The organism is Phenylobacterium sp., assembly GCF_036723115.1.
Classification (GTDB): domain Bacteria; phylum Pseudomonadota; class Alphaproteobacteria; order Caulobacterales; family Caulobacteraceae; genus Phenylobacterium.
This window is the reverse complement of sequence record NZ_DAIMHV010000017.1, coordinates 1-18,535: the sequence shown is the minus strand read 5'-3', so window position 1 is coordinate 18,535 and position 18,535 is coordinate 1. Positions and strand designations below refer to the sequence as shown.

16 protein-coding genes are annotated in these 18,535 nt (G+C 71.9%); 8 read left to right on the top strand and 8 right to left on the bottom strand.

Features of this window, described 5'->3' with window-relative positions; translation table 11 throughout:
• Positions 1-61 precede the first annotated feature (61 nt).
• Genes addA through V7D28_RS03670 form a run of 6 tightly spaced genes read right to left on the bottom strand, consistent with a single transcriptional unit; the run spans position 62 to position 9,736 of the window.
• Positions 62-3,559, bottom strand: a complete 3,498-nt coding sequence (gene addA / locus V7D28_RS03695) for a double-strand break repair helicase AddA (RefSeq protein ID WP_333586009.1) — start codon at positions 3,557-3,559, stop codon at positions 62-64.
• Entirely contained in the window at positions 3,556-6,588 is a 3,033-nt protein-coding gene (addB, locus tag V7D28_RS03690) for a double-strand break repair protein AddB (protein ID WP_333586008.1), read from the bottom strand. The genes addA and addB overlap by 4 nt, the downstream gene beginning before the upstream one ends.
• Positions 6,585-7,319: a nucleotidyltransferase family protein gene (locus tag V7D28_RS03685; protein WP_442957888.1), complete on the bottom strand. Its 735-nt coding sequence runs from the start codon at positions 7,317-7,319 to the stop codon at positions 6,585-6,587. Before V7D28_RS03685 ends, addB begins: the two co-directional genes overlap by 4 nt.
• The gene (gene amgK, locus V7D28_RS03680) at positions 7,316-8,404 is read right to left on the bottom strand and encodes an N-acetylmuramate/N-acetylglucosamine kinase AmgK (RefSeq protein ID WP_333586007.1); all 1,089 of its coding nucleotides are present in this window, start codon (positions 8,402-8,404) and stop codon (positions 7,316-7,318) included. Before amgK ends, V7D28_RS03685 begins: the two co-directional genes overlap by 4 nt.
• Entirely contained in the window at positions 8,394-8,855 is a 462-nt protein-coding gene (tsaE, locus tag V7D28_RS03675) for a tRNA (adenosine(37)-N6)-threonylcarbamoyltransferase complex ATPase subunit type 1 TsaE (RefSeq protein WP_333586006.1), read from the bottom strand. The genes amgK and tsaE overlap by 11 nt, the downstream gene beginning before the upstream one ends.
• Positions 8,852-9,736, bottom strand: coding sequence for a GNAT family N-acetyltransferase (locus tag V7D28_RS03670; RefSeq protein WP_333586005.1), 885 nt, complete (start codon positions 9,734-9,736; stop codon positions 8,852-8,854). Before V7D28_RS03670 ends, tsaE begins: the two co-directional genes overlap by 4 nt.
• Positions 9,737-9,814: 78 nt before the next feature.
• Here V7D28_RS03670 and V7D28_RS03665 point away from each other — a divergent pair, with 78 nt between their 5' ends.
• Positions 9,815-11,326, top strand: coding sequence for a CoA-acylating methylmalonate-semialdehyde dehydrogenase (locus V7D28_RS03665; protein WP_333586004.1), 1,512 nt, complete (start codon positions 9,815-9,817; stop codon positions 11,324-11,326).
• Between the two features lie 40 nt (positions 11,327-11,366).
• The gene (locus V7D28_RS03660) at positions 11,367-12,104 is read left to right on the top strand and encodes a hypothetical protein (RefSeq protein ID WP_333586003.1); all 738 of its coding nucleotides are present in this window, start codon (positions 11,367-11,369) and stop codon (positions 12,102-12,104) included.
• 13 nt (positions 12,105-12,117) lie between these two features.
• Here V7D28_RS03660 and V7D28_RS03655 read toward each other — a convergent pair whose 3' ends face one another.
• Complete coding sequence (locus tag V7D28_RS03655; protein ID WP_333586002.1) at positions 12,118-12,423, bottom strand: hypothetical protein; 306 nt, start codon at positions 12,421-12,423, stop codon at positions 12,118-12,120.
• Positions 12,424-12,576: 153 nt separating this feature from the next.
• Between V7D28_RS03655 and zapE the strand changes: the two genes are divergently transcribed.
• Positions 12,577-13,692: a cell division protein ZapE gene (gene zapE, locus V7D28_RS03650; protein ID WP_333586001.1), complete on the top strand. Its 1,116-nt coding sequence runs from the start codon at positions 12,577-12,579 to the stop codon at positions 13,690-13,692.
• A 6-nt stretch (positions 13,693-13,698) separates the two neighbouring features.
• Here zapE and V7D28_RS03645 read toward each other — a convergent pair whose 3' ends face one another.
• Positions 13,699-14,583: a LysR family transcriptional regulator gene (locus V7D28_RS03645; protein WP_333586000.1), complete on the bottom strand. Its 885-nt coding sequence runs from the start codon at positions 14,581-14,583 to the stop codon at positions 13,699-13,701.
• Positions 14,584-14,775: 192 nt separating this feature from the next.
• Between V7D28_RS03645 and sdhC the strand changes: the two genes are divergently transcribed.
• From sdhC to V7D28_RS03620, 5 genes are all read left to right on the top strand, one after another.
• Entirely contained in the window at positions 14,776-15,186 is a 411-nt protein-coding gene (sdhC, locus tag V7D28_RS03640) for a succinate dehydrogenase, cytochrome b556 subunit (protein ID WP_333585999.1), read from the top strand.
• Positions 15,183-15,575 carry a succinate dehydrogenase, hydrophobic membrane anchor protein gene (gene sdhD, locus V7D28_RS03635; protein ID WP_333585998.1) on the top strand — a complete coding sequence of 131 codons (393 nt, stop codon included), beginning with the start codon at positions 15,183-15,185 and terminating at the stop codon, positions 15,573-15,575. Before sdhC ends, sdhD begins: the two co-directional genes overlap by 4 nt.
• 2 nt (positions 15,576-15,577) lie before the next feature.
• Complete coding sequence (sdhA, locus tag V7D28_RS03630; protein ID WP_333585997.1) at positions 15,578-17,365, top strand: succinate dehydrogenase flavoprotein subunit; 1,788 nt, start codon at positions 15,578-15,580, stop codon at positions 17,363-17,365.
• Positions 17,366-17,378: 13 nt separating this feature from the next.
• Positions 17,379-17,885: a hypothetical protein gene (locus tag V7D28_RS03625; protein ID WP_333585996.1), complete on the top strand. Its 507-nt coding sequence runs from the start codon at positions 17,379-17,381 to the stop codon at positions 17,883-17,885.
• Between the two features lie 3 nt (positions 17,886-17,888).
• Positions 17,889-18,535 (top strand): succinate dehydrogenase iron-sulfur subunit (locus V7D28_RS03620; protein WP_333585995.1); only part of this gene is annotated, 647 nt, incomplete at its 3' end.

Here is an 18,535-nt window from a genome sequence, read left to right as displayed (position 1 = left end):
CGGGGGACAACGCGGCCGGCCCATGTGCGATCCGCCGATTTAGGGGCGGGCGGCTCCTGTATCAACCTTGGCGGCCAAGCTCGGCAAGGGCGCGGCGCCTCAAGTTTTCTGGCGCCGTCATCAGCTTCGGCCCATCGGTCCAGACGATGGCGGCCTCCACCAGCCGTCCGGGGAAGACCTCTTCCAGCACCGCGGCATAGAGGGCCATCTGGCGGATATAGGCCGGATCGGCCGCCTCAATGGTCGCCGGCGCGGGCCGGTTGGTCTTGAAATCCACCACCAGAACGCGGTCGGGGCGCACCACCAGCCGGTCGATGCGGCCGGAGATGAAGAGGCCCGCGGGGAAGGACGCCGCCCGGCCGGCGATAGCCACCTCGGCGCGGGAATCCTCGGCGAAGACCTCGGCGAAGGCCGGGTCGTTCAGCACGCCCATCGCCGCGCCCAGCATTTCGGCCCGCTGGGGGGCGGTCAGGTCGGGCTCGCGGGCCAGCATGGCGGCGCCGGCGGCCTCGCGGTCGCCACGGGCCAGGTCGGGCAGCACCTGCAGCAGCCGGTGGATCAGCTCGCCCCGGCGGAACCGGCCAAGCCCCCCCACACGGGCGAGCGGCGAGGGCGCCACCGGGGCCTCGGCCTCCCCCAGGTCCGAGGGGGAGGCGAAGCGGGCCAGGGGATCGGCGTCCGGCGCCTGGCCCATCCAGGGGGGCGCGGCAGGGGCTTGAGCGGGCGCCGCCGCCCCTCCGCTCAGGCGCAGCGGATCGGGGCCATAGCGGGTGGCGATGACGTTTCCGCAGGCGGCCTGGCGCAGATGGGGGGCGATGTCGGCATGGGCGAAGCCCGACTGGATGGCCGCCCACCATCCCTTCAGATTCTCTTCCCTGGCGTTGGCCGCGATGCGCCCGCAGATCACCAGCCGCTCCCGCGCGCGGGTCAGCGCCACATAGAGCAGGCGGTAGGCCTCTTCCTCGTCCTTGGTCTTGCGCAGCTCCCGGGCCTTCGCCGAGGCGGCGCAGTCAGCGCCCTGGCTGGCGCACCACAGGAAGCCGCCGTCTTCGGTCTCCAGCAGGGGGGAACCGCGCCCCTGCGCCCCCAATGTGGTCTCCGGCAGGAAGACGATGGGCGCCTCCAGCCCCTTGGCGCCGTGGGCGGTCATGACGCGGACCTCGTCCCGGGCGGCCTCCATCTCGCGCTTGACGGTGATGGAGAGGCCAGACAGCGCGTCGGCCAGACATTCCAGGTCGCAGACCCCGCGGCCCTCGGCGGCCTGCACCTGGGCCAGGAACTCGTCCAGGGCGTCGGCGGCCTCCAGGCCCAGGCGGCCGATGATCTGCTGGCGGAGCGTCAGGCCGCCCTCGCCCGGCGCCTGCAGCAGGCGGGCGTAGAAGTCGAAGGGCGGATGCTCGCGCCCCAGCGCCCGGGCGGTCTCCAGCACCGCGAGCGCCCGTCCCCAGCCGGGGTTCTCGCCGGCCCGGGCCTGCAGCACGCCCCAGAGGTCGGCGGGCCGGCGCCCGTGGGCCAGGGCGTAGAGATCCTCGTCAGAAAGCCCGCAGAAGGGGCTCTTGAGCAGGGCCGCGAGCGTCAGCTCGTCGCCGGGAAACAGCACGAACCGGGCCATGGCCAGCAGGTCATCGAAGACGATGTGCTCCGACAGCGCCAGCCGGTCGGCGCCGGCCACGGGGATGGCCTTGCGCTTCAGCGCGCGCAGAATGTCCTCAAACAGGGCCTTGCGCCGGCGCACCAGGATCAGCACGTCGCCGAAACGGGCCGGCCGCCAGGCGCCGCGGGTTCCATCAGGCGCGGTCAGCTCCTTGTCGAAGACCGCGTCGCCGCGGGCGACCAGGGCCTCGATCTCGCAGGCGATGTTCTCCGCCAGGCGGCGATTGGCGCTGGCCTCGCCCTCGGCGTCCAGGGGCGCGTCCCAGGCCTCGCGCTCCGCAGCCTTCGCCTCCCGCTCCAGGGGCCAGAGATCGACGCAGCCGGCATGGCCGGCCCGCATGGGCAGGTGGCGCACGGCGTCCTCCCCGAGCGCCGGGGGCACGCCGGCCCGGGTCTCGGGCGGAGCGAAGACCGCGTCCACAAAGGCCAGCACCTCCACGGTGGAGCGCCAGGAAGCGGCCAACGGCACGCTCTGCGCCCGGCCGCCGGCTTGCGTGATGCGCTCAAGATAGGCCTGCGTCTCCTGCCGCAGGCGTTCGGGGGCCGCCCCCTGGAAGGAGTAGATGGACTGCTTCTCGTCGCCCACCACGAACAGGCTGCGCAGGGCCTCGCGCTCGCGGCCCTCGCCGGCGAAGAACTCCGCCGTCAGGGCCGAGAGGATGGCCCATTGTTCGGGGGCGGTGTCCTGGGCCTCGTCCAGCAGGATGTGGTCGATGCCCCCGTCCAGCTTGAACAGCACCCAGGCGGCCATGGGCCGGTCGGCCACCAGGGCGCGGGTCTTCTCCACAAGGTCGGCGAAGTCCAGGGCGCCGGCGGCGGCCTTCTCCTGCTCATAGGCGCTCAGATAGGCCTGGGCCAGGGCCAGGGCGTGGGCGCTCTGCCAGGCCACGTCTGCGGCGCGCAGGCGCTCGCGCGCGTCGGCCAGCCGGTCCTGTTCGGCCAGCAGGGCCTGGCGCAGGGGCTCGGCGGCCTTGAAGCCGCTGGTCTTGCCCACCCAGGCCGCGGCGGGGCCGGCGCCCCGTTCGGTGAAGAGGCAGGTGAGCCCCGCCTCCAGGGACGGCGCCTCGGCCACGGCGGCGAGCGCGCGGGCGGTCTTCTGGTCGGTGGCCGTGCCGAGCGCCAGCACCTGGGCGGCCTCGCGCCACAGGTCTGTGTCCCAGGCGGCGATGACCTCAGCCTCGATTTCGCCGGCGTCGGGCGGACCCTCAAAGCCGCAGGCGTCCCAGACCCAGGCGATGGCCCCGTCAAAGCCCCCCTGACGCGCCACAAAGGCCGCCAGCGCCCCGCGCCGGGCCTCAAAAGTCTCGAACATCTGCTGGAAGGCGCGGAAATCCAGCGCCACCGACAGCCGGGCATAGGCCTCGGCCACGACGCCCTCGCCCTCCAGAGCGTGGCGGGCCACGGCCCGGCGGGCGGCCTGGGCGATCAGGGCCGCGGCCGGATCGTCCATCACCCGGAAGCCCGGCGAGACGCCGGCCTCCAGGGGGAAGCGCCGCAGGAGCTTTTCGCAGAAGGCGTGGATGGTCTGGATCTTCAGCCCGCCGGGGGTTTCCAGGGCCTGGGCGAACAGGCTCCGCGCCCGCGACAGGGCCTGGGCGTCATAGGCGCCGGGCGCCCGCCCCTCCAGCCCGGCCAGGGCCTGGCGCAGGGCGGCGTCGTCGCACACCGACCAGTCGCCCAGCAGCCGGAAAAGCCGCCGCTGCATCTCTGCGGCCGCAGCCTTCGTGTAGGTGACGCAGAGCACCGCCTCGGGCTTGGCGCCGGTGAGCAGCAGCCGCGCCACCCGGTCGATCAGGGTCTTGGTCTTGCCCGAGCCGGCATTGGCGGTGACGAAGGCCGACAGGGCCGGATCGGCGGCGGTGCGCTGCGGATCGGGCGCAAGATCGGGGGCAGGCGTCCGGCTCATCCCTCGCCCTCCCCGTCCTCGCCGCTCACGGACCATTCGAACACGCGCGCCAGATGGGCGTAGTCGCCGGCATAGTCGTGGACGAACTGCGGGGCGGTGCGCGACAGATAGGCCCGCTCGGGGTCCTCATAGGCGGTGAGCAGGGCGACCGCCCCGGCCAGGGCCCGCTCGGCCGCCTCCAGGCTGTCGGACCCCGCCGCCCCGCGCAGCTCCACCTTGCCCGCAGGCTTGCGCCCGGTGACCTGCAGATAGAGCAGATCGCCGGGCGGGGTGGCGGGAATGGCGGGAAAGCCGCCCCGGGCGACGATGGCCGCCGTCAGGGTGAGCTGGGGGGAGAAGCCGGTCTCCACCATCTTCTTCGATGGCGCCTGGCCGGTCTTGTAGTCCAGGATGTGGGCATAGCCGTCGGGGCCGGTCTCGATGCGGTCGGCCTTGGCGGTGAGCGTGATCTCCCGCCCCCCGGCGCGCACCACCAGCGCGCCCTCGGCCTCCACGTGCAGGGTGCGCCCGTCGGCCCGGCGCTCGGCCTCGAGCTCGGCCACCCAGGCCGCAGCCTCCCGCGCCAGGGCCTGTTCGCGGGCCAGGGCCTCGGGCGGAGCGCCGGCCTCCACCAGGGCGGACAGATAGAGGGCGGCGAATTCCCCCGCCGGATCAGGGGGCAGGGCGGCGGGCCAGCGCCGGGCGAAGGTCTCGAAGGCCGCGTGGATGGCGGTGCCCCGGGCGCGGGCCTCCACCGGCTCGTCGGGGCGGTCCAGGCGATAGAGCTTCAGAATGTCCCGGGCCCAGACCGCATAGGGGTCGCGGGTCAGGCTTTCGATCCGGGTGACCGCCAGCCGGGCGGGCCGGTGGGCCACCGGCGGCCGCGGCGCGGGCCGGCCGATGGGGCGGTAGGCGGGGGCCGCGTCCAGGGCGCGGGCCCAGTCCAGCAGTTCCGGCCGGCCGGGCAGGTCCAGGCGCGCCCCCCGGGCCAGGGTCTCCAGCCGCCACAGCCAGCGGGACTTCACCGCCGGCTGGCCGTCCCGGCGCTCCGAATGCAGCAGCACCACCTCCGGCGCGCAGGCGGCCTGGGCGAAATCGTGGGCGGCCAGGCCCACCCGCCGCTCCGGCGGGGGCAGGCCGAGCTTCTCCCGCATGGGCCGCGACAGGAAGGGATCGACGCCCGCCCCCTGCGGCCAGACCCCTTCCTCCAGTCCCGCCAGGATCAGCCGATCGGCGCGGACCAGGCGGGCTTCGATGGCGCCCAGGATCCGCAGGCGCGGATGGGTGGCGCCGCCGGTGCGCACGCTCTCTTCGGCCAGGAGGCGGGCGAGCAGGTCGGCGAAGCCCGCGGCGGTCACCGGCGGCAGGGCGCCGTCCTCCGCCATCAGCCCGGCCAGCAGGCTCGCCAGGGCCTCGCCGCCGGCGCCGCCCCACAGGCGGCCTGGAGCGCCCGTCTCGTCGGCGGCCAGGGCCTCCAGGCTGCGGGCCAGGGCCTCGGCGCGGGCGGCGGCGGGCGCAGGGCCGGCCAGGTCGGTGAGCGGCTGCAGGGCCAGGCGCAGCCGGGCCAGCAGATCGGCGGCGGCCGCCGCCCGCGCCTCATGGTCCTTGAGGTTCTTCGCCAGGCGGCGGCTCAGGGCGGCGAAGTCGGCCGGCCGCGCCCCGCGCAGGCCGTGGCGCTCCAGGTCGGACAGCGCCGCGCCATTCTCCCCCGCCGGCCGCGACAGGCGGGTGAGAGGGTGCTTCAGCACCCCCAGCAGCCGCACGGGATCGAGGAGATCGGCCCCCAGCCGGGCCGTCAGGCCCGCCAGGACGCCCGCCGGGCAGGTCGACAGGGACGCGCCCACGGAGGTGTCGGGGATCACCCCCCAGCGGGCGAGCTTCAGGGCCGTTCGCCGCGCCAGGTTCTGATCGGGAGTCACCAGGGCCGCGGTGCGGCCGGGCGTCTCGAGAGCCTCGCGCAGCAGCAGGGCGGCGGCGGCGGCGGCCTCGTCCTCGCTCCGGGCGCTGATCACCGACAGGCCCGCCAGGCCTTCGGCCAGGGGATCGACCCCTTCCCGCTCCCCTTCGGCCCGCAGGGCCTCGATGACGCTCAGCCAGTCGGCGGTAGTCTGGGCCGGGCGCAGGGCCTCATTGATGATGCGGCGACGCCAGCGGCCCTCGCTCACCCGGCCGTCGCGCACCGGCCAGGGGGCGATCTGGGCGCGGTCCAGGCCGTGCCGCGCCAGCAGCCGCCGCAGGGCGCCCTGGGGATGCTGCTCGTCCACCTCCGCCCAGGCGGCGTCGGCCAGATTCTGGTCCAGCCCCGGCAGGACCACCGCGCCCCGGGGCGCCTCGGCGATCACCCGGAGCAGATCGGCGGTGGCCGGGGCGGTGCCGGTGGAGCCGGCGGCGATCAGCACGCCGCCCGGCGGCCGCGCCCGCCACTGGTCGGCCAGGGCGCGCAGCAGGCGCACCCGGCGCTCGCTGATGTCGATCAGCCCCATGGCCGCGAGCCTTGCCGGCCAGGCGGCCAGGGCGGTCTCCAGAAAGGCGCGGGAGACCTGCCAGTGCTCGGCCAGCTCCAGGCTGACCAGGTCCCCCAGCCGGTCGACCGGCGCGGATTCCTCGATCTGCAGGCTGTCCAGGAAGCCGCCCAGGGCGTCGGCCAGCTCCAGCGCCGCCGAGGCGTCCAGGCTGCGGCGCAACAGGCCCTCATGGGCCTTGACCAGGCGGGTCAGTTCGAGGCGCCGGCGCAGGGGGTCGATGGCCGCGGGCAGGACGGCGGCCAGCTCGCCGGGTTCGAAGGGGGATTCGCCGGCGTCCAGGTCCCCCAGGGGCCGGATCTGCGGCGGCAGGACCGCCTGTCCCCCGGCCGCGACCAGGAAGGCGTCAGCGAGCGCCCGGGCGCCGCGGCGGGTGGGTGTCAGCACCACGGCCTGGGAAAGCGCCTCGGGCCCCTCCCCGGCCAGGGCGTCCACCAGGCCCGCGGCCAGGTCATGGACGAAGGGGCGGTGCGCCGGAATGCTGAACCAGCGCGGGGCGGGGCCGGAGAGGAAGGCCCGGCCGCTCACGGGACCAGCTTCGCCTCGGCGGCGTCCCGGGCGGCGGGATCGCCCACATGCATCCAGAAGGCGTCCATCACCGCCCCGAACAGGCGGCCCCGGGCGGCCAGGGCCTTCCAGATGGGCACGATGGAAAACGCCTCGCCCGCCGCGCCATCCAGGATCTCCGGCTTGAGAATCTGGAAGCCCACATTGGCGAAGGGGGTCGGCGGAACCGGCTCGGCCGAATGGGTCAGCCGACCTTCGTCGTCGCGGAAGAAGCCCTGCGGGCCCTCGAAGCCCAGCCCCCGCCCGCGGGCCACCAGCAGCAGGAGCACGTCCATCCGCTCCGGATCCCAGGCGTCCATCAGGGTCTTGAGCGGCGGCTCGCCCGCCTCGGTCCACAGGGAGTCGATATTAGCCACCAGCACCGGCGCCTCGCCCAGCAGGGCCCGGGCCTGGGCGATGCCGCCGCCGGAGTCCAGCAGGGCCGCCCGCTCGTCGCTGATCTTGATGCGGATGTCGTCGCGCCGGGCCAGATGGGCCACCATCTGGTCGGCGAAATGGTGGACATTGACCACCGCGGTCTCGATCCCCGCCTCCACCAGCCGGTCGAGCACGTGGTCGATCAGGGTTCGGCCGGCCACCTCCACCAGGGGCTTGGGCCTGTGGTCGGTGAGGGGGCGCATGCGCGTGCCCAGGCCCGCGGCCATGACCATGGCCGTGCGCACCGGCGAGGTTTGCGCGCGCTCGGCGCTCACCGCCGGGCCTCGGGGGGGATATGGGCGTCGAACCAGGCCTTGATCCCCGCCAGGTCGGGATCCGCCAGGCAGCGGTCCAGATAGCGCCAGGTGCGCGGCATGAAGGCTTCGTAGCGCGGGCGGCCGAAGCCGGCCACCTGACGGGCGAAGATGAACAGGATGCGCGACAGGTTCAGCGCCCCCAGCGCCCGGTAGTCGGCCAGAAAGGCGTCCCGGTCCAGGTCGCTGCGGATCTCCAGATACCGGGCCAGGCCCGCGGCCTCGCGCTCGGGCGAGACGTCCCGCCGGGCGTCGTGCAGCAGCATGGAGAAGTCCCAGGCCGGATGGGCGCGCACCGCGTCCTGGAAGTCCAGCAGGCCGACCCGCGCCGCCCCGCCCCGCTGCGGCAGCCACAGCAGGTTCTCCGCATGATAGTCCCGGTGGCAGAACACCTCGGCCCCGGCCTCACCCCGGGCGCGGATGGGCGCCCAGAGGGCTTCCCACTCCGCCGCCGCATCCTCCGGAAAGGGCGGCAGGCCGGCGAACTTCGGCCACCATTCCAGGAACATCTCGCCCCCGGTCCGCAGCGCCAGGTCGTCATAGGTCAGCAGCGGCCAGTCGGCCCCGTCGGCCGACAGCACCGGCGGCGGGGCGGCGGCGTGCAGATGGGCCAGCACCTCCACGGCGTCCTGATAGAGCGGGGCCTCGTCCTGGCCGGCCTCGATCAGGCGGGCATAGAGATCGTCGCCCAGGTCCTCCAGCACCGCCAGGCCGTCCTGCGCCTGGTGGGCGAGGATCTCCGGCGCCGACAGGCCCTGGCCGCGCAGCCAGCCCGCCGTGGCCACGAAGGCGTCCACCCGTCCGGCCGCCAGGCGGGCCATGGCGTTGTAGCCCGCCGCCCGGCGCGCCTGCGGGGTCGCATCCGGCGGGCAGGGCGCGCTTTCCACCGGCGGCTGGTCCATGAAGATCAGGCTGGGCCGGCCCGGCCGCACCAGCCGCTCATAGCGCCGGGTGGAGGCGTCGCCGGCCAGGGCCACGCGCTGGGCGTCGGCCAGCCCATGGGCCGCCAGGAAATCGGCCTTCAAGGCCTCACGATCAGAACTCAAGCTCGCGTCCTTCCCAGGCGCCGTGGGGGGTGAGCCGGACCCGGCGCCCCGCCCCGTCCAGCGCCATCTCTATATCCAGCCGATCGGGGGGAAGGCGACCCTCCAGCCGCTGGGGCCATTCGATCAGCGCCGCCCCGTCCTCCAGGGCCTCGTCCAGGCCGATCTCATAGGCCTCGTCGGGATCGGTCAGGCGATAGAGGTCGAAATGGGCGAGCGCCAGGCCGCGGCCCTCATAGAACTGCACCAGGGTGAAGGTGGGACTAGGCACGTCCTCGTCCGGGGTGGTCAGGGCGCGGATCAGGGCCCGCGCCAGGGTGGACTTGCCCGCCCCCAGGGGTCCCGTCAGGCACAGGGCCTCGCCGCGAGCCAGGCGCGGGGCCAGGGCCCGGCCCAGGGCGTCGGTCGCCGCCTCGTCGGGCAGAGCGAAGGCCTGCGTCCCGTCGAGCCTCATGCGGCGGGCGTGAAGGGCTGGTGCGGATCGGCGGGCAGGACGCGCTCCACATAGGTCTTCAGGGCCAGGGTGGCGGTCTGCGGATCGCCGGCCACGGCCTGGGGTGACACGAGCCCCCCCAGGGTCAGGCCAAAGGACCGGCCCTGCTTGTTCAGGAGCTCGTGAAAGAGGGTGATGTCCCGCAACTCCGCGGAGACGCGGTTGAACAGGTGGAACAGGGTCGACCACGGCCCGGTGACGTGCAGGGGCAGGATGGGAGCGTCGTACTTGCGCGCGATGGAGACGGCGCTGGCCATCCATGGCGGGTCCGACAGCTGGCCGTCAGCCCCGCGCCTGGCCAGCCGCCCGGCAGGGAAGATCACCAGGGCGCGCTCGGCCTCCATGGCCTCGCGGGTGAGCTGCAGGGTCAGGCGGGTGCGCTCGCGGGTGCGCTTCTCCTCCACCCACTCCACGGGGATGAGCACGTCGGAAAAGCCCGGCGACACCCGGTGGGCGTCGGAATTGGCGTAGAAGCAGATGTCCGGGCGTGCGCCCTTGAACGCGTCATAGACCGCGATCCCGTCGGCGATGCCGGTGGGATGGTTGGCGATCACCACCACCCGGCCTTGGGCGGGCAGGCGCTCGGCATGCGCCACCGCCACCTTGACCTGGAGAAGGTCCGACACCGTCTCCAGGGCCTGGCGGCCGGGCTGGGGGGCGATGGCGTCGGCCATGCGCCGGGCCTTGCCATAGTCCAGCAGACCATAGAGGGCCGGCCGCAGCAGGGGCCAGGCGGCATGGGCGGTGAGCCGCGGCGCCCGCTCGGCGATCAGCCGATCGACGATGTGATCGTGATGGTCCCGGCGGGCGGCGGGAATGTCCGTGGCCGAAGCGATGCTCATGACGCCGTCAGAATGCGCCGGCGCCTGCATCCTGGGCAAGCGCTAGGCGCAGGCGCCGCGAAGGCCTACAGATAGGCCATGCGCGAGATCCAGCACTTGATCGCCGGCCAGGCGTACCGTGGTGAAGCCCTCCGCTTCGGCGAGGTCTTCGATCCCAACACCGGCGAGGTCCAGGCCCAGGTGGTCCTGGGCGGCGAGGCCGAGGTGGCCCTGGCCGTTGCGGCCGCCCGCCGCGCCCAGCCCGCCTGGGCCGCCGTCAATCCTCAGCGCCGGGCCCGCGTCATGTTCGCCTTCAAGCGCCTGGTGGAGGCGCGGATGGCGGAACTGGCCGCCCTGCTCTCCTCCGAGCACGGCAAGGTGATCGCCGACTCCCGGGGCGACATCCAGCGCGGCCTGGAGGTGATCGAGTTCGCCTGCGGCGTCCCGCATGCGCTCAAGGGCGAGTTCACCGAAGGGGCGGGACCGGGCATCGACGTCTGGTCCATGCGCCAGCCCCTGGGCGTGGCCGCAGGGATCACCCCGTTCAACTTCCCGGCCATGATCCCCATGTGGATGTTCGGCGTGGCCGTGGCGGTGGGCAACGCCTTCATCCTCAAGCCGTCCGAAAAGGACCCCAGCGTGCCGGTCCGCCTGGCCGAGCTGTTCCTGGAGGCCGGAGCCGAGGCCGGCGTCGATGTGGCCGGCGTCCTGAACGTGGTTCATGGGGACAAGAGCGCCGTTGACGCCCTGCTGACCCATCCCGACATCGCCGCCATCAGCTTCGTCGGTTCCTCCGACATCGCCGCCTATGTCTACGCCACAGCCGCGGCGCACGGAAAGCGCGTCCAGGCCATGGGCGGGGCCAAGAACCACGGGGTCATCCTGCCCGACGCCGACCTGGAGGCCGCCGCCGAGGACATTCTGGGCGCGGCCTTCGGCTCGGCGGGGGAACGCTGCATGGCCCTGCCGGTGGTGGTCCCGGTGGGCGAGAAGACCGCCGAGGCCTTCCGGACCCTGATGGTGGACAAGATGGCCGGGCTGAAGGTGGGGGTCTCTAGCGACCCTCAGGCCCAGTACGGCCCGGTGGTCAGCGCCGCCCACCGCCGCCGGGTGAGCGACTATATCGCGCTCGGCGTGGCCGAAGGCGCCGAGCTGGTGGTGGACGGCCGCGACTTCCGCCTGCAGGGCCATGAGGACGGCTTCTTCCTGGGCCCCAGCCTGTTCGACCATGTGCGGCCGGACATGCGCGCCTATCGCGAGGAGATCTTCGGCCCGGTGCTGCAGATGGTGCGCGCCGACAGTTTCGAGGCGGCCCTGGCCCTGCCCTCCCAGCACGACTACGGCAACGGCGTGGCCCTCTTCACGCGGAACGGTCGCGCCGCCCGGGAGTTCGCATCGCGGGTGAATGTGGGAATGGTGGGGATCAACGTGCCCATCCCGGTGCCGGTGGCCTATCACAGCTTCGGCGGCTGGAAGCGGAGCGCCTTTGGGGACGCCAACCAGCACGGCATGGAAGGCGTCCGGTTCTTCACCAAGGTCAAGACGGTGACCGCCCGCTGGCCCGAGGGTGAGAGCGCCGAGGGGGCCTTCGTCATCCCCACCATGCGCTGAGACGACCGGGCGAACAGTGTCTGACAGGGAAAGAGGCGGGATGAGGAATTTCAAGCTCTGGGGGGCGCTGGCCCTGGTGGTGGTCCTGGCGGGCCTGGGCGGCTACGCCTGGTGGAACCATGAGGTGCGCTGGCGGCCGGCCACGATCACCGACAATCCCGAGGAGATCGCCCGCCTGCTGGAAAGCGCCGGCTGGGTGTCCCCGGGCATCGAGGGTCGCCCCCTCTATATGATTTCCTTCCGCACCTGCCCCGACTGCCTGCGATTCAAGGCCGAGCAGTTTCCCGACCTGCATGCGGCCGGCATCGACACCCGGGTGATCGAGATCGCCCGGGCCGATGTGAACGGGCTGGAGCGCTCCACCCCCGCTGAACGGGCTACGGTGGCCCAGCTCTGGCTGACCCGCGATTACAGCCTGCTGGAGCGCTGGCTGGCCGTGCCGGCCTCGGCCTGGAACGCCACCGATATTCCCCCCGCCGACGGGGACGCCGCCCGCACCGCCGTGGTCCGCGCCGGCCGCGAGCTGGTGGAACAGCTCACCCCCAGGCTCAAGGCCAACGGGGTGGACTTCGCCTATCCCCTGCTGGTGTGGTGGGACGAGACGGGCCAGATGAAGGCCTGCGCCTGCGAGCGGCGGGAAACCTATCGCTTCCTGCGGGCCGACCACGGCCTGCCCCCCCGCAGCGACACCCCCCAGGTGGAGGCCGGCCAGGAAGACGCCGGAACCGCGCCAGGATCAGAGGCCGCCGCCGAGGCGGAGCCCGCCTCGGCGATCTGAGCCAGCTGCGGCCTCAGAGGCCGCCGGAATTGATCTCCTTGGTCCGGGCGCGGGTCTTGGCGCCCTGGAGCTGGCGAGTGGGATCATCCCCGCGATTGGTGTTGGTGGCCGAATAGGCCGCGCCAGTGGCCGGCCCGCCCCAGTCGGCCTCGGGATTGTCCGGATCCTCGGGATCGCGGGTGTTGCGCCCCGAGGCGGCGACGGCGCGGTCCGGGTCGCGCTGGGCGTCCATCTCCTTCTGGCCCACGCCCCCGCCCTGCTGGCGGGTCTGGTTGGCGGCGGCGGTGTCAGGATCGAAACTGCGGGTCTCGTCGGCCATGGGAGGCTCCTTCAAAACGCGTGACTGAAGGGACAACCCGGCCCTTCGCGCTTGCGTTCCTAAGGCGCAGCCTGCGGTAGGGCGGCCGCCCGTCTTCGACCCAAGCGTCTGGGAGATTGTGATGAGCCGCCGCACAGGCTAGGGGGCGAGGCCATGTCCACCCCCCTCGAAGCCGCCTACCAGGACCGCCTCGCCCGGGGCGAAATCCGTCACGATCCGGCCCAGGCCGCCGCCCTGCCGGCCCTGGCCCGGCTGCAGGCCGACCTGACAGCCGCCGAGCCTGCGGGCCTGCTGGCCCGGTTCCGCCGGCCGGAAAGCCAGACCGGCGTCTATCTCTGGGGGCCGGTGGGCCGGGGCAAGTCCATGCTCATGGACCTGTTCTTCGAAACCGCGCCGGTGGCGGCCAAGCGGCGGGTTCACTTCCATGTCTTCATGGGCGAGGTCCACCGGCTGATCGACGCCTGGCGCAAGGGGGACGCCGCCGCCCGCAAGGCGCGCTTCGGCCAGTCCCGGGGGGACGACCCCATCCCCCCGGCCGCCGATGTGGTGGCGAGCCAGGCCCGGCTGCTTTGTTTCGACGAGTTCCAGGTCACCGACATCGCCGACGCCATGATCCTGGGGCGTCTGTTCGAGGCGCTTTTCGCCCGGGGCGTCACCCTGGTGGCCACCTCCAACCGCGTGCCCGACGCCCTCTACAAGAACGGCATCAACCGCCAGCTCTTCCTGCCGTTCATCGACCTGCTGAAGGCGCGGACGGAGGTGGTGGCGGTGGCCGGCGCCCATGACTACCGCCTGGACCGGCTGCGGGCGGCGGGCGTCTGGTTCTCGCCCATCGACCGCGACCATGAGCGGGTGTTCGACGCCCTGTGGGCCGACATGCTGGGCGCAGAGACCGAAAGCGGCGAGACCCTGGAGGTGCTGGGCCGCAAGATCCACCTGCCCCGGGCGTCCGGCGGCCTGCTGCGGGCCAGCTTCGCCAGCCTGTGCGGCGCAGCCCTTGGCCCCAACGACTATCTCGCCCTGGCCGAGCGGTTTCACACCGTCTTCCTTGAGCACCTGCCCCAGCTGACCCCCAACCGCCGGGAGGAGGCGCGGCGTTTCGTGACCCTCATCGACGCCCTCTACGAGGCCAAGACCCGGCTGATCGTCCTGGCCGCCGCCGAGCCCGCCCAGCTCTACCCTGAGGGCGACGGCGCCTTTGAGTTCGAGCGCACCGCCTCGCGCCTGCAGGAAATGCGCTCCGCCGACTGGCTGGCCGACCGGGAATAGTCGGCTTCAGGCCGCCCGCAGACTGTCCACCAGCTCGCGGGCCACGGGGCGCAGATCCGCCAGGCTGCGGACGCAGATCTTCAGCTCGCGCACCGCCCAGTCGTCGGTCAGGGAGACGATGGCGAGATCCATGGTGCAGATGGCCCGAGCCGCGGTGGTCTCGGGCACCACCCCGATGCCCACCCCGCACTCCACCAGCCGGCAGACCGCATCGAAGCTGCGCAGCTGGACCCGAAGCCTCAGGCGCCGCCCCTCCCGCGCCGCCCGTCCGGCCAGGAAGCGCTGCAGGGAGCTCGCCCGGTCCAGGCCCACCAGATCGTAGTCCAGGGCCTGGGCGAAACTGGCGGACAGGCGCGCCGCCAGGGGGTGGCCCGGCGCGGTGACCACCACGAAGCGATCGGTGCGGAAGGGATAGGTCTCCAGGGCGCCCACATCCACCGTGCCGGCGACAATGCCCAGGTCGGCGGCGCCCTCGGCCACCAGGCCCACGATCTCGTCGGACAGGCGCTCTTCCAGGTCGACGCTCACCTGCGGATGGTCGGCGAGGAAGGAGGACAGGGCCTCGGGCAGGAATTCGGTCAGGGCGTTGGTGTTGGCCAGCACCCGGACCTCGCCGGCGCCGCCCTCGGCCAGGGCGCCCAGCTCATCCTGCATCCGCGCGCTCTGCTCCAGCAGGCCCCGGGCGTGCTTGAGCAGCAGCACGCCGGCGGGCGTGGGGCTGACCCCCTGGCGCGACCGGGTCAGCAGTGCGGCCCCCAGCGAGGTCTCCATGGCCCGGATGCGGGTGGAGGCCGCCGCCAGGGCAAGCGCGCTGCGCTCGGCGCCGCGGGTGATGGAGCCGGCCTCCACCACGTCGCAGAACAGTCTCAGATCCGTCAGGTCGAACCGCATCCTTCGTCTCCTGCGAAGGAAGACTACAGCAAAGACGCATTGCGCGGGAGGTTTCCACCGCTATGACTTGCGCCAGAACGAAGATGCCGGGCCTGTCTGCGCCCGCCGCCCCTTCGTTGACAGGGGCCGGGGCGGGCGTAAAAGCAGCCTCTGGGCTTAGGCAGGACGACAACAGGGGAGCGGCGAGCCAAGATGCCGGACGCCACGCGGACCATTCGAGAGCGACCGACGTCGCCGCACATCCAGATCTGGCGCTGGCACGCCACCGCCCTCACCTCGATCATGCACCGCTTCACCGGGATCGGCCTCTATGTGGGCGCCCTGATCCTGGCGGGCTGGGCCGTGGCCCTGGCCTCCGGGCCTGAGGCCTACGGCGCCTATATGGCCCTGCTGGGCTCGCCGCTCGGCCGGCTGGTGATGTTCGGCCTGACCTTCGCGGTCTTCTTCCATCTGGCCAAGGGCGTCCAGCACCTGGTGTGGGACACGGGCGCGGCTTTCCGCCTGCCCGTCGCCAACGCCGGCGCCGTGGCGGTGATCGCCTTTTCCCTCGTGGCCACCGTGGTGGTCTGGATCATCGCCGCCATGACCGGAGCCCTGTCATGACCGACTTCCGCACGCCTCTGTCCCGGGCCCGCGGCCTGGGCGCCGCCGGCCATGGGGTCGGCCACTGGATTTCCGAGCGCGTCACCTCCGTGGCCCTCATCCCGCTGGTGCTGTGGGGGGTGTTCGCCGCCCTGCGCCTGGCCCGCAGCGACTATGAGGTGGCCGTGGCCTGGATGGCCGCGCCGCTGAACGCGGTGCTGCTGGGCCTGCTGGTGGTGATCAGCTTCATGCACATGCACACCGGCATGCGGGTGGTGGTGGAAGACTACATCCACCGCCGGATCACCAAGACCGGCCTCCTGCTGCTCAACCTCTTCGTCTGCGCGCTGTTCGGCGCGCTCGCCCTCTTCTCCATCCTGAAGGTCGCCCTCACCGGCGGAGCTTACTGAGCATGGCCGCATACGAATTCATCGACCACAAGTTCGACGTCGTCGTCGTGGGCGCCGGGGGCTCGGGCCTGCGCGCGGCCCTGGGCTGCGCCCAGGCCGGGCTGAAGACCGCCTGCGTGACCAAGGTCTTCCCCACCCGCAGCCATACCGTGGCCGCCCAGGGCGGCATCTCCGCCAGCCTGGGCAATATGGGCGAGGACGACTGGCGCTGGCACATGTACGACACCGTCAAGGGGTCGGACTGGCTGGGCGACCAGGACGCCATCGAATACCTCTGCCGCAACGCGCCGGCCGCCGTCTACGAGCTGGAGCACTGGGGCGTGCCGTTCTCGCGGACGCCCGAGGGCAAGATCTACCAGCGGGCCTTCGGCGGCATGACCCGCAACTTCGGCGAGGCGCCGATCCAGCGCACCTGCGCCGCGGCCGACCGCACCGGCCACGCCATGCTGCACACCATGTACGGGCAGTCCCTGGCCAACGACACCGAGTTCTTCATCGAGTACTTCGCCCTCGACCTGATCATGGACGAAGGCGTCTGTCGGGGCGTCACCGCCTGGAAGCTCGACGACGGCACCCTGCACCGCTTCCAGGCCCAGCTCGTCATCCTGGCCACCGGCGGCTACGGCCGGGCCTACTTCTCCTGCACCAGCGCCCACACCTGCACCGGCGACGGCAACGCCATGGTGCTGCGGGCCGGCCTGCCCCTGCAGGACATGGAGTTCGTGCAGTTCCACCCCACCGGCATCTATGGCGCCGGCTGCCTCATCACCGAGGGCGCCCGGGGCGAGGGCGGCTATCTGACCAATTCCCAGGGCGAGCGCTTCATGGAGCGCTACGCCCCCTCGGTGAAGGACCTGGCGCCGCGGGACATGGTCAGCCGCGCCATGACCATCGAGATCCGCGAGGGCCGCGGGGTGGGTCCGAACAAGGACCACATCTTCCTGCACCTGGACCACCTGGATCCCAAGGTGCTGGCCGCCCGCCTGCCCGGCATCTCGGAGAGCGCCAAGGTGTTCTCCGGCGTCGACGTGACCAAGGCGCCGATCCCGGTCCTGCCCACCGTCCACTACAATATGGGCGGCATCCCCACGAACTTCTATTCCGAGGTGGTCACCCGCGACGGCGACAACCCCGACAGCGTCATCCCCGGCCTGATGGCCGTGGGCGAGGCGGCCTGCGTCTCGGTGCACGGCGCCAACCGCCTGGGCTCCAACTCGCTGATCGACCTGGTGGTGTTCGGCCGCTCGGCCGCCCTGCGCGCCGCCGACATCCTGACCCCGGGCGCCAAGCAGCCCGAGCTGAAGGACGCTGATACCGAGGCCCACCTGGCCCGCTTCGACCGTCTGCGCCACGCCAACGGCTCCACCCCCACCGCCCAGCTGCGCCTGGACATGCAGAAGGCCATGCAGGAGGACGCCGCGGTGTTCCGCACCGGCGAGAGCCTGGCCTCGGGCGTCGCCCGCCTGGACAAGATCCATGGCCAGCGCCCGGACATCCGCGTCACCGACCGGGGCATGATCTGGAACACCGACCTGATCGAGACCCTGGAGTTCGACAATCTGATCGGCCAGGCGGCGGTCACGGTGAACGGCGCCCTGAACCGCACCGAGAGCCGCGGCGCCCACGCCCGGGAGGACTATCCCGAGCGGGACGACGACAACTGGATGAAGCACACGCTCACCTGGTTCGACGACGCCACCGGCAAGGTGCGCATCGACGACCGCCCGGTGCACAGCTTCACCATGACCAACGACATCGCCTACATCCCGCCCAAGGCGCGGGTGTACTAGGGGAGGCAAACTGTTGGTCGAGCTGATCTCAGTTGTAGCTGACGGGCTGGCGATCGTTGAGGCGATTGCAGCAGACCAGAAATCTGCGAACCCGAGGCTAGATCGGCTGGACGACGAGATCGTCGGGGCGCTACGGAAGATTTATTTCACGCCAGACGGTGTGCTTTCGCTTTTGGAGAAGATTGCGAACGGCGAGGATGTCAGTGTCGAGGAGGTTGAGAGGCGCTTACCTCAGTTCAACGATAGACAATGGCACGTCGCCCGCGCCCTTGAGACGTTAAATTTCGACAAACTCTCCTCCCGTCGGGAAGTTTCGCTTCGCAGGGCTGAGCACCTAAATCAAGTTCGGTATGGGAAGGTCAATATTCGAGCTGACATACAGCGACTTCTAAACTACCCGCTTACGCATAATAAGCGGATAAAGGCAGATAAGGCCGCCGAACTTCTTGCCAAGGTTCGCGAGTTGAACGATCAGATCGGGCAACTTGAAGAGGCTCACAATTTCCGCGCGCGAAGGTAAGTCATGGTCGAACTCGCCCTGCCGAAGAATTCCAAGGTCCAACGGGGCCGCCACCATCCCGCCCCGGCCGGCGCCAAGACGGTCAAGACCTTCAAGGTCTATCGCTACGACCCCGAGGGGACCGAGAATCCCCGCTGGGACACCTATGATGTGGATGTGGACGCCTGCGGCCCCATGGTCCTGGACGTGCTGATCCACATCAAGAACACCATGGACCCGACGCTGGCCTTCCGGCGCTCGTGCCGGGAAGGGGTCTGCGGCTCCTGCGCCATGAACATCGGCGGCCGCAACACCCTGGCCTGCACCCATGGCTGGGAAGAAGAGCCGGGCGCCTCCTGCACCATCAGCCCCCTGCCCCACATGCCGGTGGTCAAGGACCTGGTGCCGGACATGACCCTGTTCTACGCCCAGTACGCCTCCATCGAGCCGTGGCTGCACACCACCACGCCCGAGCCCCAGACCGAATGGCGCCAGACGCCCGAGGACCGGGAGAAGCTGGACGGCCTCTATGAGTGCATCCTGTGCGCCTGCTGCTCCACCTCCTGCCCCAGCTACTGGTGGAACGGGGACAAGTATCTGGGGCCTGCGGCCCTGCTGCACGCCTATCGCTGGCTGATCGACAGCCGCGACGAGGCCACCGGCGAGCGGCT